Source organism: Streptococcus mitis (genome assembly GCF_003942775.1).
Taxonomy (GTDB): Bacteria; Bacillota; Bacilli; order Lactobacillales; family Streptococcaceae; genus Streptococcus; species Streptococcus mitis_CN.
The window spans coordinates 366555-392621 of the sequence record NZ_RJNX01000002.1; the positions used below are offsets into that span (position 1 = coordinate 366555).

A 26067-nucleotide genomic window follows, 5' to 3' on the forward strand; every position below is an offset into this window, starting at 1 on the left:
GACTAAAGTTTATAAACTTTCATTCTAGAAATTCAATTGACTTTACAAATTCCCACTATTTTGGTAAAATAAACCTATGTTATAAAAACTAACATAAAGGAGAAAGAAGATGACTACAAAAAAGCGTATCCTTAGTGCAGGTCTGACTGTTGCAGCTGCCTTGCTGTTAACTGCTTGCGGACAATCAGGTTCAGATACAAAAACTTACTCATCAACCTTTAGTGGAAACCCAACTACATTTAACTACTTATTAGACTACTACGCTGATAATACAGCTATTATTACTAACCTAGTTGATGGTTTGCTTGAAAATGACAACCACGGAAACCTAGTTCCATCTTTGGCAGAGGACTGGTCTGTTTCAAGCGACGGTCTGACTTATACCTATAAACTGAGAAAAGATGCCAAATGGTTTACGGCTGACGGTGAAGAGTATGCCCCAGTCAAGGCACAAGATTTTGTGACAGGTATCAAATACGCAGTGGATAATAAATCCCAGGCCATTGACTTGATTCAAAACTCGATCAAGGGCTTGAATGATTATATTACAGGAGTGGATTCTGATTTCTCTAAGGTTGGGGTGAAGGCCATTGACGACCAGACTGTTGAGTATACTTTGGCACGCCCAGAACCTTACTGGAACTCAAAAACAACCAACAGTATTCTTTTCCCGGTAAATGAAGAGTTTTTAAATTCAAAAGGGAAAGATTTTGGTACCCTATCTCCAGATAGCATTCTCTACAGCGGACCTTATTTGTTAAAAGATTTCACATCAAAATCATCTATCGAGTATGTGAAGAATCCGCATTACTATGATCATGACAAAGTATCAATTGAACACGTAAAATTGGCTTATTTTGATGGTTCAGACCAAGAATTGACCATCCGTAACTTTGAAAGTGGAGCTTATTCTATCGCTGGGGTTTATCCGAATAGTTCTAACTTTGCTAAGACCAAGGAGAAATATAAGGATAATATCGTCTATAGCTTGCAGGACAAGACTTCTTGGTATTTCAATTTCAACGTCAACCGTAAGGCCTACAATCACACTGCTAAAACGACAGATGAACAGAAGAAGTCAACTGAGACAGCTGTCTTGAACAAAAACTTCCGCCAAGCAGTGAACTTTGCCTTGGACCGCACAGCCTATTCTGCTCAGTCAAATGGGGAAGAAGCAGCTAGCAAGACCCTTCGTAATACCCTAGTGCCTCCTACATTTGTCCAAGTTGGAGACAAGACCTTTGGAGAAGTAGTTGCTTCTAAATTGGTCAACTATGGTACAGAATGGTCAGGCATTAACTTGGCAGATGCTCAGGATGCCTATTTCAACAAAGAAAAAGCCCAAGCAAAATTTGCGGAAGCTAAAAAAGAATTGGCAAGTCAAGGTGTGACTTTCCCTATTCACTTGGATGTTGCAGTTGATCAGACAAGTAAAAATGCTGTGACAGGCATGAACTCAGTTAAGCAGACCCTTGAGTCGGTTTTAGGTGCTGATAACATTGTCATTGATGTTCAACAACTTTCAACGGATGATTTTAATAATGTAGCCTTTTTAGCGCCAACACCAGCTGATCGTGACTATGATTTGAACTTTGATGGTTGGGTAGGTGACTACCAAGATCCGTCAACTTATCTTAATCCTTTCAATGCAGAGGATGGGTTCTACCTCAAGATTTTTGGTTTAGATTCTCAAGAAGATAAAGCTAAGATTGCTAGCTTGGGGCTTGATACTTACACCAAGATGCTCAAAGATGCAGATAGTGAAAATAAAGATGTAGCCAAACGCTATGAAAAATATGCTGAAGTACAGGCTTGGATGATTGACAATTCTCTGATTATGTCAGCCATGTCAAGTGGTGGAACAGCTTCTGTAACCAAAGTAACGCCATTTACAAGAGGCTATTCACTGGTCGGCATCAAGGGTGATGGCAATAACTACAAGTACATGAAACTGCAAAAAGATACTGTGACAACTAAACAGTATGAAGAAGCCAAGACCAAATGGGAGCAAGAAAGCAAAAAAGCAATCGAAAAAGCTCAAAAAGAAGCAGAAAATCATGTCAAATAGATGAGCGAGGTTCCGTAAGGGACCTTGTTTTGATGTTTATATAGTAAATTTATTGATGTAATTGGTTGCAAGTCAAAAAGAATGTTTCGGAAAGAAGATGAAAATGCCTTACCTAAGCGGATTTACCCCGCAAGTGTATTTTTTTATGATATAATAAAATGAAATAAAAATTGATAATAGAGGTATATCGTGAGTAGATCTTCGAAGCGAGCTCGTAAGGGTAAAACAAAAATATTGATTAGTTGGGGGTTGCTAGCTATCTATGCATTACTAGCAGTCTTTTTATTGTTTTTGATTTTCAAGTATAATATGCTAGCCTTCCGATATCTCAATATAGTGGTTGCTGTCTTAATTGTAGCCTTAGCCATCTTGTGCTTCTTTTTAATTCGGTCTAAGAAAGCTAAAAATCTAACGCTGATTTTATTACTGCTTGGTGTGTTAATCAATGGAACTTCTCTCTTTGCTGTAGGGCAGTTCATTGGATTTACCAGTCGCCTGAATGCGACATCGAACTACTCACATTATTCGATGAGTATTGCGGTATTAGCAGATAGTTCAATTGATAATATCAGTCAGGTAACCAGTGTAACGGGGCCGACTGGGACGGATAAGGATAATATCCAACAGTTGATGAATGATCTTAAGGCTAGTCAAAATAAGGAATTGACAGTCGAAGAAAGCAGATCCTATCTTGCGGCCTATAAGAGCTTGTTAGCTGGCGATACAAAGGCAATCATTCTAAACAGTGTCTTTGAAAACATTATTGAATCAGAATATCCTGACTATGCTTCAAAAATTAAGAAAATCTATACCAAAGAATTAACCAAGACGGTTGAAACTCCAAAAGATGTCAAGGGTGACAGTTTCAATGTTTATATCAGCGGAATTGATACTTACGGTCCAATTAGCTCAGTTTCTCGATCGGATGTCAATATTATTATGACAGTGAATCGTGAGACGAAAAAGATTCTCTTGACAACAACACCTCGTGATTCCTATGTTCCAATTGCAGATGGTGGCAACAACCAAAAGGATAAGTTGACCCATGCAGGTATTTATGGAGTAGATGCTTCGATTCATACACTGGAAAATCTCTACGGTATTGACTTGAACTATTACGCTCGTTTGAATTTCACTTCTTTCTTGAAATTGATTGATCTCCTTGGTGGAGTTGATGTTCATAATGACCAAGAATTTACAGCTCGTACAAATGGGAAGTTCTATCCCGTAGGAAATGTTCATCTTGACTCGGAGCAAGCTCTTAGCTTTGTACGTGAGCGTTATTCATTGGAAGATGGAGACCGAGATCGTGGTCGCAATCAGCAAAAGGTCATTGTCGCTATTTTGCAAAAGCTAACCTCGACAGAAGCTTTGAAAAATTATGACAGTATTATAAAGGGACTACAAGATTCCTTACAAACCAATATGCCACTTGAAACCATGATGAACATGGCCAATGCCCAACTTGAGAGTGGTGGAACGTATAAGATTAATTCGCAAGATCTTAAAGGAACAGGGCGTATGGATTTGCCATCCTATGCCATGCCTGATAGCAACCTTTACATGATGGAGATAAGTGATAGCAGTTTAGAGTCGGTTAAGGCTGCAATCAATGATGTGATGGAAGGAAAATAAGACAAAATGATTGATATTCATTCGCATATCGTATTTAGTGTGGATGATGGTTTAAAATCTAAGCAAGAAAGCAAGGTCCTTTTGACAGAAGCCTATGGACAAGAAGTACGGATTTAAGATGTAAAATATACAATTGTATCATCTATTAAAGTTATCCATCTTGTACAATTGCTACAACAGCTTGTTAAAAAATAAAAGGAGGGGGTTATGTACGATTATCTTGTTGTTGGTGCTGGTCTTTTTGGTGCAGTTTTTGCCCATGAAGCAGCCTTAAAAGGAAAAAAAGTAAAAGTCATTGAAAAACGGAATCATATCGCGGGTAATATCTATACTCGTGAAGAGGAAGGAATTCAAGTTCATCAATATGGTGCCCATATATTCCATACTTCTGACAAGGAGATTTGGGACTATGTAAATCAGTTTGCTGAGTTTAACCGTTACACAAACTCCCCTGTTGCAAACTATAAGGATGAGATTTATAATCTTCCTTTTAATATGAATACCTTCAATAAGCTTTGGGGAGTTGTAACGCCAGCAGAAGCACAGGCTAAGATTGATGAGCAACGTGCTGTTTTAAATGGCAAAACTCCTGAAAATTTGGAAGAACAGGCTATTTCTCTTGTAGGTACAGACATCTACGAAAAATTAATCAAAGATTATACAGAGAAACAGTGGGGCAAGCCAACTACGGAACTTCCAGCCTTTATCATTCGCCGTTTGCCAGTACGCCTGACCTATGATAACAACTATTTTAATGATACCTATCAAGGGATTCCAATTGGTGGATACACTCAAATAGTTGAAAAAATGTTGAATCATGAAAACATTGATGTAGAAACAAATGTTGATTTCTTTGCCAATAAAGAACAATATATGAAGGACTTCCCTAAGATTGTCTTTACTGGTATGATTGATGAATTCTTTGATTATAAATTAGGTGAACTAGAGTACCGTAGTCTTCGTTTTGAAAATGAGACCTTGGATATGGAGAATTACCAAGGAAATGCAGTTGTGAACTATACAGATGCAGATACCCCGTATACTCGTATTATTGAACACAAACATTTTGAGTTTGGGAATCAAGAAAAGACTATCATTACTAAAGAACATTCTAAAACATGGGAAAAAGGTGATGAGCCGTATTATCCAGTAAATAATGATCGTAATAATCATTTGTATAAATCATATAAAAAATTGGCAGATGAACAAGGGAATGTTATCTTTGGTGGTCGTTTAGGACACTATCGTTATTACGATATGCACCAAGTAATTGGAGCAGCTTTACAGTGTGTAAGAAATGAGTTAGATTAAACACCTAGAACTGTTACCAGTTGCTATTTAGAAATATGATCGATAATTCCTTGACTACCTAATGTAGTTGAGGGATTTTTTTGATAATATTCATATTATTGCAAAGTTGTTGTTTAAAAAATAATTTTCTAAAATTCAGAAAATTCTATTGACAGGACTTTAAATATAGTCTATAATGGATAGAAAAACAAAGGAGAATACTATGAAAACAAGAAAAGTATTGGCCCTTGCGGGAGTAACTTTATTAGCAACAGGTGTTTTAGCTGCTTGCTCTGGCTCAGGGTCTAGTGCAAAAGGTGAGAAAACTTTTTCTTATGTTTACGAAACAGATCCAGATAACCTGAACTACTTGACAACTGGTAAGGCAGCAACTGCTGACATTACTAGTAATGTGATTGATGGATTGCTTGAAAATGACCGCTATGGTAACTTTGTGCCATCTATGGCGGAGGATTGGTCTGTATCTAAGGACGGCTTGACTTACACTTATACAATCCGTAAAGATGCCAAGTGGTATACATCTGAAGGAGAAGAGTATGCGCCTGTGAAAGCTCAAGACTTTGTAACAGGACTTAAGTATGCGACAGATAAGAAATCAGAAGCCCTTTACTTGGTACAGGATTCAATTAAAGGTTTGGATGCATACGCTAAAGGGGAAACTAAAGATTTCTCTCAAGTTGGGATTAAAGCGATTGACGATCAAACAGTTCAATACACTTTGAACAAACCTGAAAGTTTTTGGAATTCTAAAACAACAATGGGTGTCTTAGCACCAGTTAATGAAGAGTTTTTAAACTCTAAGGGAGATGATTTTGGGAAAGCAACAGATCCAAGCAGTATCCTTTATAACGGACCTTTCTTGTTGAAATCATTGGTCGCTAAATCTTCAGTAGAATTTGAAAAGAATCCAAACTATTGGGATAAGGACAATGTTCGCATTGATAAGGTAAAACTTTCATTCTGGGATGGTCAAGATACAGGAAAACTCGCAGAAAACTTCAAAGATGGAAGCTTTACAATGGCTCGTCTCTTCCCGACAAGCGCAAGTTATCCTGAACTTGAAAAAGAGTTTAAAGACAACATCGTTTATACACCACAAGATTCTACTACTTATTTAGTAGGTACTAATATTGATCGCCAGTCTTATAAGTACACTTCTAAGACTACAGATGAACAAAAGACTTCAACCAAGAAAGCTCTTCTAAACAAAGATTTCCGTCAAGCCCTTGCCTTTGGTTTTGATAGAAAAGCCTATGCTTCTCAAGTGAATGGTGCGAATGGGGCAACTAAACTGCTTCGTAACTTGTTTGTTCCTCCTACATTTGTACAGGCAGATGGAAAGAACTTTGGCGAAATGGTCAAAGACAAATTGGTGACTTATGGTGACGAATGGAGCAACGTGAACTTGGATGATGCTCAGGATGGACTCTACAATCCTGAAAAAGCGAAAGCAGAGTTTGCTAAAGCTAAGACAGCTCTCCAAGCAGAAGGCGTTCAATTCCCAATTCACTTGGATATGCCAGTTGACCAAACCAATACAACAAAAGTTCAACGTGTCCAATCTTTTAAACAATCACTTGAAGAAACATTAGGAACTGACAATGTCGTCATTGATATCCAACAACTTCAAAAAGATGAAGTTCTCAATGTTACCTACTTTGCTGAAACGGCTGCTGGACAAGATTGGGATGTCTCAGATAACGTTGGATGGGGACCAGACTACATTGACCCATCTACCTACCTTGATATTCTCAAACCATCTGTAGGGGAAAGTACAAAGACTTACCTAGGATTTGACTCTGGAACAAACAACGCTGCGGCTAAGCAAGTTGGTTTGGAAGACTACGAAAAAATGGTTGTGGAAGCTGGTGCAGAAGTGAATGACATTTCAAAACGTTATGAAAAATATGCTGCTGCCCAAGCTTGGTTGACTGACAGTGCTTTGATCATCCCAACAACTTCTAAAACTGGTCGTCCAATGTTGTCTAAGATGGTACCATTTACACTTCCGTTTGCATACTCTGGTAACAAGGGTACGACCGAAGCTACCTTGTATAAATACCTTGATGTACAAGATAAACCAGTGACAGTTGATGAGTATCAAAAAGCTCAAGAAAAATGGATGAAAGAAAAAGAAGAATCCAATAAAAAAGCACAAGAAGAACTCGCAAAACATGTGAAATAGATTAAACAAGAAGTTAGTTGTTAGCTAACTTCTTTTGGTTTCGGGAAAATAGATTGATGCCTATCCTATGTTCGATATTACAAAATGTATTTTATTGTAGAAAAAATCCTGAGTTTTTATTCTCAGGATTTTCTTTCATCTCACTGTTGTGGTTGCTGTTGAACTTGTGGATTTTGTGGCGTTGGTTGTACTGATTGTGTCGGCTGAACAGTCTGACCAGCTTGTCCTTGATTAGGATCGGTTGCGGGAGCATTATTGGGTTGTTGACCAATCGTAGTACTTGCCTGTGTAGTTGAACTTTCAGCTGTTGAGGATTGTTGAGTAGAGGGATCAGTCCATATTGGGCGAGCTCCATTTTTGAATACAAATTCCCCGTTTCTGAAAAGTCCGTCTGGCATCGTCCAGTCTTCTGGATGAGTATCTTCTGATAGATACGTTATCATTGAGCGATAAACTTTAGCTGCAACTAGGAAACCATCTCCAACGATAGGAGTTAAACGATTCGAATAACCTGTCCATACAGCCATAGAATACTTACGAGTATAACCAACAAACATTTCATCTGGAGCTACATAGCCGGTGTTCTTGATGTGTTTTTCAATTTCATCATCTGTGTAGTTAGAAGTACCTGTCTTACCAGCTTGCGCTAACCATGGGAGATAGGCTCCACGACCAGTTCCGTATGCCAAGACAGTTTTCATCATTTCGGTCATCATGTAAGCAGTTGTTTCTTTCATAGCTCGTGTACCAGCATCTGAAAATTCTTTTTCACTACCGTCACTGAAGACGACCTTATTGATATACATGGGTTTGTGGTAAATTCCACCGTTAGCAAAGGCAGCATAAGCAGCAGCCATTTTTTCACTACTTGCTCCGTATTGTTTATTAGATTCGGTTGTATTACTTGAAATGGCGTTTGCATAGTGGATGCTTGGATAATCGATACCTAAGCCATTTAGGAAGGTTTTCGCTCTATCTAAACCAACCTTATTTAGGGTTTCAACAGCTGTGACATTACGTGACTGTTGAAGTGCATACTGGATTGTAATATTTCCAAAGTAGCCTTTATCCCAGTTATAGACGGGAGTATCAGTACCTGGATAGTTATAAGGAACATCATGTACTATAGTTGCAGTAGAGTCATAGACTCCATATTCTAAAGCGGGAGCATAGTCAGTGATTGGTTTCATAGTAGAACCCCAGTCACGGTTGGTTTCAACGGCTTGGTTGATTCCGAAAGATACGTTACTTGATTGGTGACGGGCACCTAACTGAGCAATGACTTTACCATTTGTTACATCAACGATAGTAGAAGCTACTTGAAGTTCATCATCTGGATAAGCGACATACTCATCTGTGTTATAAACATCCCAAAGTCGCTGCTGAACATCTTTGTCGACATTAGTATAGACTTCCATACCTGTGGTAAGAAGGTTGTAACCAGTTTCTTGTTCAACTTGGTCGATTACTTCTTTGAGGTAGTTGTCCATATAAGCTGGATAACTATTGGCTGACTTCAAACTTTGGAGACCGTCAGTGACGGGAGTATTAATAGCTTTTTCATAATCTTCTGCACTAATGTATTTTTGCCCTTTCATTTCTGAAAGTACCAAGTTACGACGCTCTAGAGCAGCTTCTGGATGGGAATAAGGATCATATTGGTTTGGCGCTTGAGGCATTCCAGCCAAGAGTGCTAACTGTGGCAAGCTTAAGTCCTTCAAGTCTTTTCCATAGTAATTTTGGGCTGCGGTTTGCATTCCATAGTTACCGTTGGACATGTAGACTTTATTGATGTAATAGGTCAGGATTTCTTGCTTGGTTGCTTTTTGCTCTAGTTGAACGGCTAGCCAAGCTTCTTGAGCTTTACGTGACAAGGTTTGATCAGCAGTTGAAGTAGAAAAATAAGTCAATTTAATTAATTGTTGTGTCAAGGTTGAGGCACCTTGTAGACCTCCTCCTTGTAGATTTCTCAATGCTGCTCCCATGATACGAATAGTATCAACACCTCTATGATCAAAAAAACGGTGGTCTTCGATAGACACAATTGCCTTGACTAAGTCAGTAGGAATTTCATTTGCTTGAGCATTTACGCGACGTTCAGATCCAAGGTCAGCAATCAGTTCGTTTTTGTTGTCATAAATCTTGCTAGAGGTTGTCGCAACTAATTTACTTTCAGATAAGGCTGGAGCCTTGCTAACAAAGTAGAGGAAGGCACCTCCACCTAATAGAAATAATGCGATAAATAAGGTAAGAAATGTAATTCCAATATACTTTAAGAATCGCAGAATAGTTTGTTTATTCATCTTGTTTTACCACCTAGTAAATGTTCTTTGATAATATCGAGATAGGGAATTTGAGGGAAAGCTCCTTGCTTTACTAAATATCCGTATTCTTTGATATATCCAAGTGGCATTGATTTTTGGCCCTTATCTTGATGATAAAAGCGAATCAAATCAAGTGCCGGCAACAAATAAGTTTCTTGTCGAGAAGAAAAATGAAGCAGTACGAAGCAAATGCCCTGCTGTTCTAGGACTTGTTCCATATGTTGAATCTGGTGAAGATGGAAGTTCTTCATTGGAATAGCATTCTTTTGTCGTGTTTCCTTGGCCTCAAAGTCAATGTAATGTCCTCTATACACGCCAGAGTAATCTGTAGTGGAAGCTTGTCTAAAATAGGCTTCTACAATTTTGGCTCGACTACGTTGAGGATAGTCTACTCGAACGATCTGAACAGGCGTTGGCTTTTTATGGATAACTGCCATACCATGCGTCAGATAGTAGTCGTTTGTAGCGTTAATAATCTTTTCAAAAGTCATTCCTCGATTTGCGAAATTTTTTGGTTGAGAAATGGATGTTTGGCTTTTTTTTGATGAAATTTTATGAGGATAGTTGACCATATTTCTCCTTATTGGTACAATAACATCACTCTATTATACCATAAAAATAGAAAGAAAGGTGTAAAAATGACTACAGCTTTAATTATGGGATATTCTAATTTTGACTTGGGTTTGTTTAATGAAAAAGATATCAGATTAAAAATTATAAAGAAAGCCATTCGCCATGATTTAGAAAATTTAGCAGAAGAAGGGATTAAATGGCTGGTCTTTACAGGGAACTTGGGATTTGAATCTTGGGTGCTTGATGTCGCAAATGAAATGAAAGAAGAATATGATTTCAGCCTAGCGACCATTTTTGATTTTGAAACACACGGGGAAAATTGGAATGAAGCGAATCAGCTTAAACTTAGTCAATTTAAGCAGGTAGACTTTGTCAAATATGCCTATCCTAAATATGAACATATGGGGCAACTACGAGATTACCAACGATTTTTGCTGGAAAATACTGACTTAGCTTATTTTTTCTATGACCCAGAAAATGAGACCAAATTAAAATTTATAGACAATTTGATGAAAAATCAGGAAGGTTATCGCATAAAAAGGTTAACGTTTGAAGACTTAAATGAGCTAGTAGAAAATTTTTCTGAAAAGTAAGCCTTTGACCTTGATTTTTGTTTGGCTTTTTTTATATAATAATACTAGCAAGCGAGAATGGAGAGAGACATGGCAAGTATTATTTTTTCAGCGAAAGATATTTTTGAACAAGAGTTTGGACGTGAAGTTCGTGGGTATAGTAAGGTAGAAGTTGATGAGTTTTTGGACGATGTCATTAAGGACTATGAAACCTATGCTGCCTTGGTCAAGTCACTTCGTCAGGAAATTGCGGATTTGAAGGAAGAATTAGCTCGTAAACCGAAACCTTCACCAGTTCAAGCAGAGCCTATGGAAGCGGCAACTACAAGTTCTATGACGAATTTTGATATTTTAAAACGTCTAAATCGTCTTGAGAAAGAAGTATTTGGGAAACAAATTTTGGATAACTCTGATTTATAAGAGCTTATTTGAAAAGTGCAATTTTTGGATAATCGCGTGAGGAGAATTTCTTTTCATGAGGAAAGTCCATGCTAGCACAGGCTGTGATGCCTGTAGTGTTTGTGCTAGGCGAAACCATAAGCCTAGGGACGAGAAATCGTTACGGCAGTTGAAATGGCTAAGTCCTTGGATAGGCCAGAGTAGGCTTGAAAGTGCCACAGTGACGGAGTCTTTCTGGAAACGGAGAGAGTGGAACGCGGTAAACCCCTCAAGCTAGCAACCCAAATTTTGGTCGGGGCATGGAGTACGCGGAAACGAACGTAGTATTCTGACTGCTATCAGCTAGAGCTGTTAGTGGTAGACAGATGATTATCGAAGGAAGTGGTCCTAGTCACTTCTGGAACAAAACATGGCTTATAGAAAATTGCATATAGGTTGGGGCTGAGAAATTTTCTCAACCTCATTTTTTAAAGTGGACATATAGAAAGGTCTTGCAAGACTGTAACATGAAAAAAGAATTTAATTTAATTGCAACTGTGGCAGCAGGTCTTGAAGCTGTCGTTGGTCGTGAAGTGCGAGAGTTGGGTTACGATTGTCAGGTTGAAAATGGACGTGTTCGTTTTCAAGGAGATGTGAGAGCCATTATCGAAACCAACCTCTGGCTTCGGGCATCAGACCGTATCAAAATTATCGTAGGAACGTTCCCAGCTAAGACTTTTGAGGAGCTCTTTCAAGGAGTTTTCGCCTTAGATTGGGAAAATTATTTACCGCTTGGAGCTCGGTTCCCAATTTCAAAAGCTAAATGTGTGAAATCTAAATTACACAATGAACCCAGTGTTCAGGCTATTTCAAAGAAGGCCGTTGTCAAGAAATTGCAGAAACACTACGCCCGTCCAGAAGGAGTTCCTCTGATGGAAACTGGTCCAGAGTTTAAAATTGAGGTCTCTATTCTTAAAGACATAGCAACTGTCATGATTGATACGACAGGGACTAGCCTCTTTAAACGTGGTTATCGTACGGAAAAAGGTGGCGCTCCCATAAAGGAAAATATGGCAGCAGCTATTTTGCAACTCTCTAACTGGTATCCAGACAAGCCCTTGATTGATCCAACCTGTGGTTCAGGAACTTTCTGTATCGAGGCAGTTATGATTGCCAGAAAGATGGCTCCAGGTCTGCGTCGCTCCTTTGCCTTTGAGGAATGGAACTGGATTAGCGATCGCTTGATTCAAGAAGTTCGCACAGAAGCAGCTAAGAAAGTGGATCGTGAGCTTGAGCTAGATATCATGGGCTGTGATATCGATGCACGTATGGTGGAAATTGCTAAGGCCAATGCTCAGGCAGCAGGTGTTGTAGGAGATATTACCTTTAAGCAGATGCGCGTGCAGGATTTGCGTTCTGATAAAATAAATGGAGTGATTATCTCTAACCCACCTTATGGTGAACGCTTGTCAGATGATGCAGGGGTTACCAAGCTTTATGCTGAGATGGGTCAAGTATTTGCTCCTCTGAAAACGTGGAGCAAGTTTATCTTAACCAGTGATGAAGCCTTTGAGACCAAGTACGGTAGTCAGGCGGATAAGAAACGTAAGTTGTACAACGGAACTTTAAAAGTTGATTTGTATCAATATTTTGGTCAGCGTGTTAAACGTCAGGAAGTAAAGTAGGAAGGAAAACTCATGAGTAAGAAAAGACGGAATCGTCATAAAAAAGAAAACCAAGAACCGCGATTTGATTTTGATGAAGCAAAAGAGTTAACAGTTGGTCAAGCTATTCGTAAAAATGAAGAAGTGGAAGCAGGAGTCTTGCCTGAAGATTCCATTTTGGACAAGTATGTCAAGCAACACAAAGATGAAATCGAAGCAGATAAGTTTGCGACTCGCCAATACAAAAAAGAGGAGTTAATCGAAACACAGAGTCTGGATGACTTGATTCAAGAGGTGCGTGAAGCTGTAGAGGAGTCAGAAGCCTATTCAGAGGAAGTTCTATCGTCTGAAGCTATCTTACCTCCACTGCCTCTGGACGATGAGGATAAAGACTGGGATCCTATAGTACTAGAGGATGAAAATTCAGCAGAAATGACTGGGGAAGTGGAAGAGGAGAAAAAACTTTCTCGTCTGGATCAAGAGGACCCAGAAAAGAAAAGTAAAAAAGGTTTTGTTTTGACCGCTTTGGCGCTCGTATCAGTGGTTATCTGTGTCAGTGCTTATTATGTCTATCGTCAAGTGACCCGTTCGACCAAGGAAATCCAGACTTCTCAATCAACTACAAATACGCAGTCAGATGTAGAAGAATTCAATAATTTATATGATGGCTTCTATACAGATAGCAATAAAACTGCTTTGAAAAATAGTCAGTTTGATAAACTGAGTCAACTTAAGACCTTGCTTGATAAGCTGGAAGGTAGTCGTGAACATACCCTTGCCAAATCTAAGTATGATAGTCTAGCAACGCAAATCAAGGCCATTCAAGATGTCAATGCACAATTTGAAAAACCAGCTATTGTGGATGGTGTCTTGGATACCAATGCTAAAGTCAAATCGGATGCTAAATTTACAGATATTAAAACTGGAAATACGGAGCTTGATAAAGTTCTAGATAAGGCTATCAGTCTTGGTAAGAGCCAGCAAACAAGTGCTTCAAGCTCAAGTTCAAGTGAAACTAGCAGCTCAAGTTCTCGTCAAGCAAGTGAAAATACTGCTAGTGAAACAAGCCCAAGTAGTTCAAATACGGCATCAACTGAAACTAGAAGTACCCGCAGTGAAGTCAATATGGGTGTATCAAGTGCAGGAGTTGCTGTTCAAAGAAGTGCGAGTCGTGTTTCTTATAACCAATCAGCTATTGATGATAGCAATAACTCTGCCTGGGATTTCGCGGATGGTGTTTTGGAACAAATTTTAGCGACTTCACGCTCACGTGGTTATATCACTGGTAACCAATACATCCTTGAACGTGTCAATATCGTTAATGGCAATGGTTATTACAACCTCTACAAGCCAGATGGAACCTATCTCTTTACCCTTAACTGTAAGACAGGATACTTTGTTGGAAATGGTTCTGGACATGCGGATGCTTTGGACTACTAAGCAGTCGTTACAAAATTCTTTCTTTTCAAAAGTAAAAATGATAAAATAAAACAAATTAAACAAGAGGAGTGTCAAATGACAAAAGCTAACTTTGGTGTCGTAGGTATGGCCGTAATGGGTCGTAACCTTGCCCTTAATATTGAATCTCGTGGTTACACAGTTGCTATTTACAACCGTAGTAAAGAAAAAACTGAAGATGTAATTGCTTGCCATCCTGAAAAGAACTTTGTGCCAAGCTATGACGTGGAAAGTTTTGTGAACTCAATCGAAAAACCTCGTCGTATCATGCTCATGGTTCAAGCTGGACCTGGTACAGATGCTACTATCCAAGCCCTTCTTCCACACCTTGACAAGGGTGATATCTTGATTGATGGTGGAAACACTTTCTACAAAGATACAATCCGTCGTAATGAAGAATTGGCAAACTCAGGTATCAACTTTATCGGTACTGGAGTTTCTGGTGGTGAAAAAGGTGCCCTTGAAGGTCCGTCTATCATGCCTGGTGGACAAAAAGAGGCCTACGAATTGGTTGCGGATGTTCTTGAAGAAATCTCAGCTAAAGCACCAGAAGATGGCAAACCATGTGTGACTTACATCGGTCCTGATGGAGCTGGTCACTATGTGAAAATGGTTCACAACGGTATCGAGTATGGTGATATGCAATTGATCGCAGAAAGCTATGACTTGATGCAACACTTGTTAGGCCTTTCTGCAGAAGATATGGCTGAAATCTTTACTGAGTGGAATAAGGGTGAATTGGACAGCTACTTGATCGAAATCACAGCTGATATCTTGAGCCGTAAAGACGATGAAGGCCAAGATGGACCAATCGTAGACTACATCCTTGATGCTGCAGGTAACAAGGGAACTGGTAAATGGACTAGTCAATCATCACTTGACCTTGGTGTGCCATTGTCACTCATCACTGAGTCAGTATTTGCACGTTACATTTCAACTTACAAAGAAGAACGTGTACATGCTAGCAAGGTTCTTCCAAAACCAGCTGCCTTCAAATTTGAAGGAGACAAGGCTGAGTTGATTGAAAAGATTCGTCAAGCCCTTTACTTCTCAAAAATCATTTCATACGCACAAGGTTTTGCGCAATTGCGTGTAGCTTCTAAAGAAAACAACTGGAATTTGCCATTTGCAGATATCGCATCTATCTGGCGTGATGGCTGTATCATCCGTTCTCGTTTCTTGCAAAAGATTACAGATGCTTACAACCGTGATGCAGACCTTGCTAACCTTCTTTTGGATGAGTACTTCTTGGATGTTACTGCTAAGTACCAACAAGCAGTGCGTGATATCGTAGCTCTTGCTGTTCAAGCTGGTGTGCCAGTGCCAACTTTCTCAGCAGCGATTACTTACTTTGATAGCTACCGTTCAGCTGACCTTCCAGCTAACTTGATCCAAGCGCAACGTGACTACTTTGGTGCCCACACTTACCAACGTAAAGACAAAGAAGGAACATTCCACTACTCTTGGTATGACGAAAAATAAGTAGGTCTGCCATGGGGAAACGGATTTTATTACTTGAGAAAGAAAGAAATCTAGCTCATTTTTTAAGTTTGGAACTCCAAAAAGAGCAATACCGAGTTGATCAGGTTGAGGAGGGGCAAAAAGCCCTCTCCATGGCTCTTCAGACAGACTATGACTTGATTTTATTGAATGCTCAACTTGGGGATATGACAGCCCAGGATTTTGCAGATAAGCTAAGTCGGACTAAGCCAGCCTCAGTGATTATGGTCTTGGACCATCGCGAAGAATTGCAAGATCAGATTGAGACAATCCAACACTTTGCCGTTTCTTACATCTATAAGCCGGTTATTATTGAGAATCTGGTGGATCGTATTTCAGCGATTTTCCGAGGTCGGGACTTTATCGACCAACACTGTAGTCAGATGAAGGTTCCAACGTCTTACCGCAATCTGCGTATGGATGTAGAACATCATACCGTTTATCGTGGCGAGGAAATGATTGCTCTGACTCGTCGTGAGTATGACCTCTTGGCTACTCTTATGGGAAGCAAGAAAGTCCTGACTCGTGAGCAGTTGTTGGAAAGTGTCTGGAAGTATGAAAGTGCGACCGAAACCAATATCGTGGATGTCTATATCCGTTATCTACGTAGCAAGCTTGATGTAAAAGGTCAAAAAAGTTACATTAAAACCGTTCGTGGTGTCGGTTACACCATGCAAGAATAGAAAAGCAGTTGCAGTTATGTGACTGCTTTTTTTGAGGTTTTTCTATATATTGACATACAATTGAGTCTTTGCTATAATCAGCTATGGAGGATAGGTCTAATGAAAATAATAAAAAAATTGATGCAAATCGCATTAGCAGTTTTTTTCTTTAGCTTACTGGCAACAAGTGCAGTATTGGCGGATGATGCTGATTCAGAAGGTTGGAAATTTGTCCAAGAAAATGGTAGAACATACTACAAGAAGGGTGACATCAAAGAAAAGGCCTGGCGAGTGATTGATGGCAAGACCTATTATTTTGATCATGTATCAGGAGAGATGGTTGTCGGCTGGCAATATATCCCGTTTCCATCTAAAGGAAGTACCATTGGTCCCTATCCTAATGGTATGAGGTTGGAATTTATGCCAATGCCAAGATGGTACTACTTTAATCAAGATGGGGTACTACAAGAATTTGTTGGTAAGCAAGTTTTAGAAGCAAAAACTGCTACAAATACCAACAAACATCATGGGGAACAATATGATAGCCCAGCAGAGAAACGAACCTATTATTTTGAAGATAAACGTGATTATCACACCTTAAAAACCGGCTGGATTTCTGACGAAGGGCATTGGTATTATTTACAGAAGGATGGTAGCTTCGATGCTCGTATCGACAGTTTAACGGTTGGGGAGCTAGTGCGTGGTTGGATAAATGATGGTTCAGCTTGGTACTATCTAGATCTAGAAACTGGTATCATGCAAACTGGTTGGAAGCAAATTGGCAATAAGTGGTACTACCTCCGTTCATCAGGAGCAATGGCAACTGGTTGGTATCAAGACGGCTCAACTTGGTATTATCTAGATGCTGAAAATGGTGATATGAAAACGGGCTGGCAATATCTTGGTAACAAGTGGTACTATCTCCGTTCATCAGGAGCAATGGCAACTGGTTGGTTCCAGGTCGGTAGTAAATGGTACCATACTTATAGCTCAGGTGCCTTGGCAGTGAATACGACTGTAGATGGCTATTCTGTCAACTATAATGGCGAATGGGTTCAATAATGAAAAAAGCGATTGTGAATGGAAACAATCGCTTTTTTTGTGAAAATATAATAAAATAGATAGGAGAGAATAAATACTTGTAGGAAAAAATGGGACGGCTTTTTCGTCTAGCAAAAGGAAAAAATGACAAAAAAAGTTGGTGTCGGTCAGGCACATAGTAAGATTATTTTAATAGGGGAGCATGCAGTCGTTTACGGTTATCCTGCCATTTCCCTGCCTCTTTTGGAGGTGGAGGTGACTTGTAAGGTAGTTCCTGCAGCGAGTCCTTGGCGTCTTTATGAGGAGGATACCTTGTCCATGGCAGTTTATGCTTCGCTGGAGTATTTGGATATCAAAGAAGCCTGCATTCGCTGTGAGATTGACTCGGCTATCCCTGAAAAACGGGGAATGGGTTCGTCAGCTGCTATCAGCATAGCGGCTATTCGTGCGGTTTTTGACTACTATGAGGCAGAACTGCCTCATGATGTATTAGAAATCTTGGTCAATCGGGCTGAGATGATTGCTCATATGAATCCGAGTGGTTTGGATGCCAAGACCTGTCTCAGTGACCAGCCTATTCGATTTATTAAGAATGTAGGATTTACAGAGCTTGAGATGGATTTATCTGCCTATTTGGTGATTGCTGATACAGGTGTTTATGGCCATACTCGTGAAGCCATCCAAGTGGTTCAAAGCAAGGGGAAGGATGCCCTGCCGTTTTTGCATGCCTTGGGAGAATTGACTCAGCAGGCAGAAGATGCAATTAGAGGAAAAGATGCTGAAGGACTGGGGAAAATCCTCAGTCAAGCGCATTTACACTTAAAAGAAATTGGTGTTAGTAGCCCTGAGGCAGACTCTTTGGTTGAAACGGCTCTTAACCATGGTGTTTTAGGTGCCAAGATGAGCGGTGGTGGGCTAGGAGGCTGTATTATCGCCTTGACAACCAATTTGACTCAAGCTCAAAAACTAGCAGAAAGATTAGAAGAGAAAGGAGCTGTTCAGACATGGATCGAGAGCCTGTAACAGTACGTTCCTACGCAAATATTGCTATTATCAAATATTGGGGAAAGAAAAAAGAGAAAGAGATGGTTCCTGCTACTAGCAGTATTTCTCTGACTTTGGAAAATATGTACACAGAGACGACCTTGTCGCCGCTACCGACAGATGCTACTGCTGATGCCTTTTATATCAATGGTCAGCTACAAAATGAGGCTGAGCATGCCAAGATGAGCAAGATTATTGACCGTTACCGTCCAGCTGGTGAGGGTTTTGTTCGTATTGATACTCAAAATAATATGCCTACGGCAGCGGGCCTATCTTCAAGCTCTAGTGGTTTGTCCGCCTTGGTCAAGGCTTGTAATGCTTATTTCAAGCTTGGTTTGGATAGAAGTCAGTTAGCACAGGAGGCTAAGTTTGCCTCAGGATCTTCTTCTCGGAGTTTTTATGGACCGCTAGGTGCCTGGGATAAGGATAGTGGGGAGATTTACCCTGTAGAGACAGACTTGAAATTAGCTATGATTATGTTGGTGCTAGAGGATAAGAAAAAACCAATCTCCAGTCGTGATGGAATGAAACTTTGTGTGGAAACCTCGACGACTTTTGATGACTGGGTGCGTCAGTCTGAGAAAGACTATCAGGATATGCTGGTTTATCTCAAGGAAAATGACTTTGCCAAGGTTGGGGAATTGACTGAGAAAAATGCCCTGGCTATGCACGCTACGACCAAAACAGCATCACCAGCCTTTTCTTATCTGACGGATGCATCTTATGAAGCTATGGACTTTGTCCGCCAGCTTCGTCAGCAAGGAGAAGCTTGCTACTTTACCATGGATGCTGGTCCCAATGTTAAGGTCCTTTGTCAGGAGAAAGATTTGGAGCATTTGTCAGAAATCTTCGGTCAACGTTATCGCTTGATTGTGTCAAAAACAAAGGATTTGAGCCAAGATGATTGCTGTTAAAACTTGTGGAAAACTCTATTGGGCAGGTGAATATGCTATTTTAGAGCCAGGGCAGTTAGCCTTGATAAAGGATATTCCCATCTATATGAAGGGCGAGATTGCTTTTTCTGAGAACTATCGTATCTACTCAGACATGTTTGATTTCGTAGTGGACTTGACGCCAAATCCTGCCTACAGCTTGATTCAAGAAACAATTGCTCTAGTGGAAGATTTCCTGACTTATCGAGGTCAAACTTTAAGACCTTTTTCTCTAGAAATCCGTGGCAAAATGGAACGAGAAGGCAAAAAGTTTGGTCTGGGTTCTAGCGGTAGTGTCGTTATCTTGGTGATCAAGGCCTTGTTGGCTCTATATGATATTACGGTTGATCAGGAACTCTTGTTCAAGCTGGCTAGCGCTGTCTTGCTCAAGCGAGGAGACAATGGTTCCATGGGAGACCTTGCCTGTATTGTGGCAGAGGATTTGGTTCTCTACCGGTCATTTGATCGCCAAAAGGTGGCAACTTGGTTGGAAGAAGAAAACTTGGCGACAGTTTTGGAGCATGATTGGAGCTTTTCAATTTCACACGTACAACCTGCCCTAGAATGTGATTTCCTAGTGGGCTGGACCAAGGAAGTAGCTGTGTCTAGTAACATGGTTCAGCAAATCAAGCAAAATATCAATCAGAATTTTTTAACTTCCTCAAAAGCAACGGTGACTGCTTTGGTAGAAGCTTTAGAACAAGGAAAAGCAGAAAAAATTATCGAGCAAGTAGAAGTGGCAAGCAAGCTTTTAGAAGGCTTGAGCGCAGATATTTACACACCTTCGCTTAGACAGTTGAAAGAAGCCAGTCAAGATTTGCAGGCTGTTGCCAAGAGTAGCGGTGCTGGTGGTGGTGACTGTGGCATTGCCTTGAGTTTTGATGAGCAATCAACTGAAACCCTAAAAAACCGTTGGGCCGATCTGGGGATTGAGCTCTTATACCAAGAAAGGATAGGACATGACGACAAATCGTAAGGATGAGCACATCCGCTATGCCCTTGAGCAGAAAAGTTCCTATAATAGCTTTGATGAGGTGGAGTTGATTCATTCTTCCTTGCCTCTTTACGATCTGGATGAAATCGATCTTTCGACAGAATTTGCTGGTCGAAAGTGGGATTTTCCTTTTTATATCAATGCCATGACAGGTGGGAGTGAAAAAGGTAAAGAAATCAATCAAAAACTAGCTCAGGTGGCGGAAGCCTGTGGTATTTTATTTGTAACGGGTTCTTATAGCGCAGCCCTCAAAGATCCAGCAGATGACTCTTTTTCTGTCAAGTCTGATCATCCAAATCTCCTTCTTGGAACCAATATTGGATTGGACAAGCCTGTCGAGTTAGGACTTCAGACTGTAGAAGAGATGAATCCCCTTCTCCTGCAAGTGCATGTCAATGTTATGCAGGAATTACTCATGCCCGAGGGAGAAAGGAAGTTCAGAAGCTGGCAATCGCATCTGGCAGATTATAGCAAGCAAATCCCCGTTCCGATTGTCCTAAAGGAAGTGGGCTTTGGAATGGATGTGAAGAGCATCGAAAGAGCCTATGAACTGGGTGTTCGTACAGTGGATATATCAGGTCGTGGTGGTACCAGCTTTGCTTATATCGAAAACCGCCGCAGTGGCCAACGTGATTACCTCAATCAATGGGGACAGTCTACTATGCAAGCCCTTCTCAATGCTCAAGAATGGAAAGACAAGGTCGAACTCTTGATCAGTGGAGGCGTTCGAAATCCGCTGGATATGATTAAGTGCTTGGTCTTTGGAGCCAAGGCTGTAGGACTGTCTCGAACGGTTCTAGAATTGGTTGAAAGCTACACAGTTGAAGAAGTGATTGGCATTGTCCAAGGCTGGAAAGATGATCTACGCTTGATCATGTGTGCCCTTAATTGTGCCACCATAGCAGATCTGCAAAAAGTAGACTATCTTCTTTATGGAAAATTAAAAGAAGCAAAAGATCAGATGAAAAAGGCGTAACCACCGCCTTTTTTCCATCTTTAGACTGAGGTGACTTTTTTGAATTGTGATAAAATAGAAGGGAGAGGATGAACCTATGAGAAAATTTAAAATCTTTTTATTTATCGAAGCCTGTCTTTTGACAGGAGCTCTGATTTTGATGGTATCAGAGCATTTTTCGCGTTTTCTGCTGATTTTATTCCTCTTTTTGCTTTTGATTCGCTATTACACTGGTAAAGAGGGAAACAATCTTCTTTTAGTAGTGGCAAGCATTCTCTTCTTTTTCATCGTCATGCTCAATCCTTTTGTGATTTTAGCTATTTTTGTTGCGGTTATCTATAGCCTCTTTCTTCTTTATCCAATGATGAACCAGGAAAAAGAGCAGACCAATTTGGTTTTTGAAGAGGTGGTGACAGTTAAGAAGGAGAAAAATCGTTGGTTTGGGAATCTCCATCATTTTTCAAGCTACCAAACTTGCCAGTTTGATGATATCAATCTCTTTCGTCTCATGGGCAAGGACACCATTCATCTGGAGAGGGTGATTCTAACCAATCATGACAATGTCATTATCCTCAGAAAGATGGTAGGAACGACCAAAATCATTGTGCCTGTAGATGTGGAAGTCAGTCTCAGTGTTAACTGTCTTTATGGTGATTTGAATTTTTTCAATCAGCCCAAGCGAGCCCTTCGCAATGAACACTATCATCAAGAAACAAGAGACTATCTCAAGAGTAACAAGAGTGTCAAGATTTTCTTAACCACTATGATTGGCGATGTTGAGGTGGTTAGAGGATGAAAAAACAAGCCTATGTAATGATTGCTCTCACCTCCATCCTGTTTGTCTTATTTCTGTCCCACAGCTTGCTGGACATCCTTGACTTTGACTGGTCTATTTTCTTGCATGATGTCGAAAAAACAGAAAAATTTGTCTTTTTGTTGTTGGTATTCAGCATGTCCATGACCTTTCTCTTAGCCCTGTTTTGGAGAGGTGTTGAAGAGCTTTCTCTAAGAAAAATGAAGGCCAATCTCAAGCGTTTATTGGCAGGGAAAGAAGTGGTTCAGGTTGCTGATCCAGATTTGGATGCCAGCTTCAAGTCCTTGTCAGGTAAACTTAATCTTTTGACAGAAGCTCTTCAAAAGTCTGAAAATCACAGTCTTACTCAGGAAGAGGAAATCATCGAGAAAGAACGAAAGCGGATTGCTCGGGATTTGCACGATACGGTTAGTCAGGAGTTGTTTGCGGCCCACATGATTTTGTCAGGTGTCAGCCAGCAGGCTTTGAAACTGGATAGAGAAAAGATGCAGACCCAGTTGCAGAGTGTCACAGCCATTTTAGAAACAGCTCAGAAGGACTTGAGAGTCTTGCTCCTGCATTTGCGCCCAGTTGAATTGGAACAGAAGAGCTTGATAGAAGGGATTCAAATTCTTCTAAAAGAGCTTGAGGACAAGAGTGATCTCAAGGTTAGTCTTAAGCAAAATGTATCTAAATTGCCTAAGAAAATCGAGGAGCATATCTTCCGTATTCTGCAAGAATTGATCAGCAATACCCTCCGCCATGCCCAGGCCTCTTGTCTGGATGTCTATCTCTATCAGACGGATCTTGAATTGCAGCTGAAGGTGGTGGACAATGGGATTGGTTTCCAGTTAGGGAGTTTAGACGACTTGAGTTATGGACTGCGGAATATCAAGGAGCGAGTCGAAGATATGGCAGGAACGGTTCAACTCTTGACAGCTCCCAAGCAAGGTCTGGCGGTTGATATCCGTATTCCCCTGTTAGATAATGAGTTATAAAGGAGTAGAGATGAAAATTTTACTAGTAGATGACCATGAAATGGTCCGATTGGGCTTGAAAAGCTACTTTGACCTCCAAGATGATGTAGAAGTTGTAGGTGAGGCTGCCAACGGATCTCAAGGCATTGACTTGGCCTTGGAACTGCGTCCAGATGTCATTGTCATGGATATCGTCATGCCTGAGATGAATGGAATTGACGCGACCTTGGCCATCCTCAAAGAATGGCCTGAAGCCAAGATTTTGATTGTGACCTCTTACTTAGACAATGAAAAAATCATGCCTGTCTTAAATGCTGGTGCTAGGGGCTATATGCTCAAGACTTCAAGTGCGGATGAATTGCTGCACGCTGTTCGTAAGGTAGCTACTGGGGAGCTGGCCATTGAGCAAGAGGTCAGTAAGAAGGTCGAATACCACCGCAATCATATAGAACTACATGAGGACTTAACTGCGCGTGAGCGAGATGTGCTTCAACTCATCGCCAAGGGCTACGAAAATCAGCGCATCGCAGACGAACTGTTTATCTCTCTCAAGACGGTCAAGACCCATGTGTCCAATATCCTAGCCAAACTTGAAGTCAGCGATCGTACCCAGGCGGCTGTCTATGCCTTTCAGCACCACTTGGTGGGTCATGAAGACTTTTAATAGTTATGTAAAAATAATATTGGAGAAGTAGCTGAACTTAGTATCAAAGAAGCAAGCAAGTACCTCTAGCACGATAAAATATTTTTTTCACAATGTTTTATGTTATTTGTTGACATTCATTTTATAGGGGAGTAAAATGAAGCTAAAGATAACTAAAGTAATGTAGTATTTATCAAAGGATATAAAAAATCCAAAAGGAGGTTAGAATCATGTCTCCGTAAATTATCAAAATAAGGTCACTAGAGCGTTAAGGAATTTTGAAGAAAGGATTTTTGTCATGAAAAAATATATTACTTATGCAGCTTTATTACTTACTTCAGGAGCTTTGTTATCAACTACTTATGTAGTTAATGCAGAAACTACAACGTCTACCACTAAAGTGACTACATCACAAACAACTTCACAGTATACAAGCGAGAAAGAAGCAATTGATCAACTTGTTAAAGAAGGTAAAATTAAGGTTGAAGATGCAGAACAAGTTAAGTTGGTAGGATTTTCTCCTAGAGAATTAACGCAAGTAGAAGGCGATCAAGAAAAAATAGCATTTAATCAAAATAGAGATGATAAAGGAACCTGGATGATAACAGATGGTCGCTGGTGGTTCAAATATACTTCAGGTGGGTATGCTAAACATTGGGAATTCTTAGATAAGAAATGGTATTATTTTGATGATCAAGGTTGGATGAAATCAAATGAGTGGATTAACCCAGATGGTAATTGGTACTATCTTTCAAATGACGGTTCCATGCTAGCTGATTATAATAGAGTTAATGGGAAACCTTATTTCTTCAGATCTAACGGTGTTTGCGTAGAAAATAAAGGTCAGGCAATTGCTGAGTATGCAGAGACATTTGTAGATAAAATCCCATATGTTGGGGGTTGGGCAGACTTGAATAAGGGTGTAGATTGCTCAGGATTTACACATGCCATATATAAAAACTTTGACATTTACTTAGGAACTGATACTAGATCTCAATTTAAGCAAGGAATTGATGTAACTGGTAATGAAAAACCTGGAGATTTAATTTTCTTTAATAATCTTGAACATGTGGGAATTAATATTGGCGGTAACCAAGTGGTTCACGCAAATTATGTAAGAAAATTTGTAAACATAACTAACAATGAATACATTGGATCTATTGACGGAGCTAGACGAGTTTGGTAACAATAAAATTTAAATGTCATAAATAATTTGTTACTAATTGGAGGAAACGGCTATGAAAAAATCTAAACTACTTACACTTGGTTTGCTTGCAGGTGCTGGCCTACTTTTATCTATCAACCAAGCACAGGCTGCAGATACATGGGTAAAAAATGGTTCTGACTGGAATCTTTCTCAAGATGGCAGTCTAGCTAAAAACAAATGGGTGCAAAATGCTGGCTCTTGGTACCACTTTGACGGTTCTGGTAAAATGCAGACAGGCTGGTACAAGGAAGGCAATACATGGTATTCGCTCGCAGACAGTGGGGCTATGCGTACTGGCTGGTACAAGGAAGGCAATACATGGTACTCACTCGCAAATAGTGGGGCTATGCGTACTGGTTGGTACAAAGAAGGGTCTACTTGGTACTACCTCAAAGGCAGTGGCGCTATGGCAACAGGATGGGCAACTGCAAATGGTCAATGGTCTTACTTTGAAAAATCAGGTGCTATGGTAGCAGATAGAGCTGTTCCAGCAAGCGATGGGGAAAGTTATGTCATTGGTAAGGATGGTTATATGTTAACCAAACTCCCTAGTCAGGTTGAACAAGATCCTTTTGATGATACAGTTATTACAGATATCGTTACTTTGTCTGATGGTTATGACTATCACCTTGTTCATAAGAAAGATGGAGTTGTTATCGAAAAGAATGCCTGGTATATCAAACCTATTGTTGAACGTTTTTCTTATCAAAAGATTGGCGATATAAAACGAAATACTTTAGATGCCATTACTGATAATAAAAAACCAGGGGAAGAAATTGATCCTAAAGCTGTCATAAAGAATTTCCAAAACTTACCAAATAAGTATTACTTTGGAGCAGATGGACGTAAGGTTGCGAATCTACCAGAATTCACTACTCACTTCCCTATTCAAAAAGTTGGGTCTGAACTTTATCTTAAAAACTCAAGTCCAGTTATTAGTCTAGATTCATCTGGATTGACAATTAATGACAATAAACTTTATCTAAGAGGTGCCAATGATGATAATGGTAAACTTGTAACTGGATATTTTACAATGTTTATGGACGGATTATTATCTAAAGATCACCATATTTTGGGCTATGCAGATGAATCTGGTGAAATCGTGAAGATGAAAGTTTTGCCTAATGATTTCCGTGATTATATTGAAAAAG

At 40.0% G+C, this 26067-nt stretch carries 22 protein-coding genes, 1 other RNA gene and 1 pseudogene; 22 read left to right on the top strand and 2 right to left on the bottom strand.

Going from position 1 to position 26067, the window contains the following annotated elements:
- The first annotated feature begins 109 nt into the window (after positions 1–109).
- The 5 genes and pseudogenes from D8848_RS04305 (at position 110) to D8848_RS04325 (ending at position 7199) form a co-directional block, all read left to right on the top strand.
- Complete coding sequence (locus D8848_RS04305) at positions 110–2068, top strand: peptide ABC transporter substrate-binding protein (protein WP_125443777.1); 1959 nt, start codon at positions 110–112, stop codon at positions 2066–2068.
- 189 nt (positions 2069–2257) lie between these two features.
- The gene (gene cpsA, locus D8848_RS04310) at positions 2258–3703 is read left to right on the top strand and encodes an LCP family glycopolymer transferase CpsA (protein ID WP_125443775.1); all 1446 of its coding nucleotides are present in this window, start codon (positions 2258–2260) and stop codon (positions 3701–3703) included.
- Positions 3704–3709: 6 nt separating this feature from the next.
- Positions 3710–3814: pseudogene (locus D8848_RS04315) on the top strand (CpsB/CapC family capsule biosynthesis tyrosine phosphatase); the annotation flags it as partial.
- Positions 3815–3910: 96 nt separating this feature from the next.
- Positions 3911–5014 carry a UDP-galactopyranose mutase gene (gene glf, locus D8848_RS04320; protein ID WP_125443773.1) on the top strand — a complete coding sequence of 368 codons (1104 nt, stop codon included), beginning with the start codon at positions 3911–3913 and terminating at the stop codon, positions 5012–5014.
- Positions 5015–5216: 202 nt separating this feature from the next.
- Positions 5217–7199: a peptide ABC transporter substrate-binding protein gene (locus D8848_RS04325; protein ID WP_125443771.1), complete on the top strand. Its 1983-nt coding sequence runs from the start codon at positions 5217–5219 to the stop codon at positions 7197–7199.
- A 140-nt stretch (positions 7200–7339) separates the two neighbouring features.
- On the opposite strand, the gene pbp1a is transcribed toward D8848_RS04325, so the two are convergent.
- Both pbp1a and recU read right to left on the bottom strand, forming a co-directional pair.
- The gene (gene pbp1a / locus D8848_RS04330; protein ID WP_125443770.1) at positions 7340–9502 is read right to left on the bottom strand and encodes a penicillin-binding protein PBP1A; all 2163 of its coding nucleotides are present in this window, start codon (positions 9500–9502) and stop codon (positions 7340–7342) included.
- A complete protein-coding gene (gene recU / locus D8848_RS04335) occupies positions 9499–10095 on the bottom strand; it encodes a Holliday junction resolvase RecU (RefSeq protein WP_125443768.1) in 597 nt (198 codons plus the stop codon). Before recU ends, pbp1a begins: the two co-directional genes overlap by 4 nt.
- A 66-nt stretch (positions 10096–10161) precedes the next feature.
- On the opposite strand from recU, the gene D8848_RS04340 reads away from it, so the two are divergent.
- From D8848_RS04340 to D8848_RS04420, 17 genes are all read left to right on the top strand, one after another.
- On the top strand, positions 10162–10689 hold the full coding sequence (locus D8848_RS04340; protein WP_125443766.1) for an SLOG family protein: 528 nt from the start codon (positions 10162–10164) through the stop codon (positions 10687–10689).
- A gap of 69 nt (positions 10690–10758) precedes the next feature.
- Complete coding sequence (gpsB, locus tag D8848_RS04345) at positions 10759–11088, top strand: cell division regulator GpsB (RefSeq protein ID WP_185756847.1); 330 nt, start codon at positions 10759–10761, stop codon at positions 11086–11088.
- A 20-nt stretch (positions 11089–11108) separates the two neighbouring features.
- An RNA gene (gene rnpB / locus D8848_RS04350) (RNase P RNA component class B) lies at positions 11109–11489 on the top strand.
- An 84-nt stretch (positions 11490–11573) separates the two neighbouring features.
- Positions 11574–12731 carry a THUMP domain-containing class I SAM-dependent RNA methyltransferase gene (locus tag D8848_RS04355; RefSeq protein WP_125443763.1) on the top strand — a complete coding sequence of 386 codons (1158 nt, stop codon included), beginning with the start codon at positions 11574–11576 and terminating at the stop codon, positions 12729–12731.
- Positions 12732–12743: 12 nt separating this feature from the next.
- Positions 12744–14150 carry a cell division site-positioning protein MapZ gene (mapZ, locus tag D8848_RS04360; RefSeq protein ID WP_084923660.1) on the top strand — a complete coding sequence of 469 codons (1407 nt, stop codon included), beginning with the start codon at positions 12744–12746 and terminating at the stop codon, positions 14148–14150.
- A gap of 75 nt (positions 14151–14225) precedes the next feature.
- Complete coding sequence (gene gndA / locus D8848_RS04365; RefSeq protein ID WP_000158778.1) at positions 14226–15650, top strand: NADP-dependent phosphogluconate dehydrogenase; 1425 nt, start codon at positions 14226–14228, stop codon at positions 15648–15650.
- An 11-nt stretch (positions 15651–15661) separates the two neighbouring features.
- Positions 15662–16351, top strand: a complete 690-nt coding sequence (locus tag D8848_RS04370) for a response regulator transcription factor (protein WP_024056976.1) — start codon at positions 15662–15664, stop codon at positions 16349–16351.
- Positions 16352–16450: 99 nt separating this feature from the next.
- Positions 16451–17392, top strand: a complete 942-nt coding sequence (locus D8848_RS04375; RefSeq protein ID WP_125443761.1) for a PspC-like choline-binding domain-containing protein — start codon at positions 16451–16453, stop codon at positions 17390–17392.
- Between the two features lie 123 nt (positions 17393–17515).
- Positions 17516–18394, top strand: a complete 879-nt coding sequence (gene mvk, locus D8848_RS04380) for a mevalonate kinase (protein ID WP_125443759.1) — start codon at positions 17516–17518, stop codon at positions 18392–18394.
- Positions 18376–19329 (top strand): diphosphomevalonate decarboxylase, encoded by a 954-nt coding sequence (mvaD, locus tag D8848_RS04385; RefSeq protein WP_049544770.1) that lies wholly within the window; start codon positions 18376–18378, stop codon positions 19327–19329. Before mvk ends, mvaD begins: the two co-directional genes overlap by 19 nt.
- A complete protein-coding gene (locus D8848_RS04390) occupies positions 19316–20323 on the top strand; it encodes a phosphomevalonate kinase (protein ID WP_125443757.1) in 1008 nt (335 codons plus the stop codon). Before mvaD ends, D8848_RS04390 begins: the two co-directional genes overlap by 14 nt.
- Positions 20307–21317: a type 2 isopentenyl-diphosphate Delta-isomerase gene (fni, locus tag D8848_RS04395; RefSeq protein ID WP_125443755.1), complete on the top strand. Its 1011-nt coding sequence runs from the start codon at positions 20307–20309 to the stop codon at positions 21315–21317. The genes D8848_RS04390 and fni overlap by 17 nt, the downstream gene beginning before the upstream one ends.
- Before the next feature lie 76 nt (positions 21318–21393).
- Positions 21394–22092, top strand: a complete 699-nt coding sequence (liaF, locus tag D8848_RS04400) for a cell wall-active antibiotics response protein LiaF (protein WP_001224643.1) — start codon at positions 21394–21396, stop codon at positions 22090–22092.
- Positions 22089–23087, top strand: coding sequence for an envelope stress sensor histidine kinase LiaS (locus D8848_RS04405; protein WP_125443754.1), 999 nt, complete (start codon positions 22089–22091; stop codon positions 23085–23087). The genes liaF and D8848_RS04405 overlap by 4 nt, the downstream gene beginning before the upstream one ends.
- Positions 23088–23097: 10 nt before the next feature.
- Positions 23098–23730: a response regulator transcription factor gene (locus D8848_RS04410; protein WP_049486946.1), complete on the top strand. Its 633-nt coding sequence runs from the start codon at positions 23098–23100 to the stop codon at positions 23728–23730.
- 277 nt (positions 23731–24007) lie between these two features.
- Positions 24008–24895 carry a C40 family peptidase gene (locus D8848_RS04415; RefSeq protein WP_125443752.1) on the top strand — a complete coding sequence of 296 codons (888 nt, stop codon included), beginning with the start codon at positions 24008–24010 and terminating at the stop codon, positions 24893–24895.
- 52 nt (positions 24896–24947) lie between these two features.
- Positions 24948–26067 (top strand): N-acetylmuramoyl-L-alanine amidase family protein (locus D8848_RS04420; protein ID WP_142999025.1); only part of this gene is annotated, 1120 nt, incomplete at its 3' end.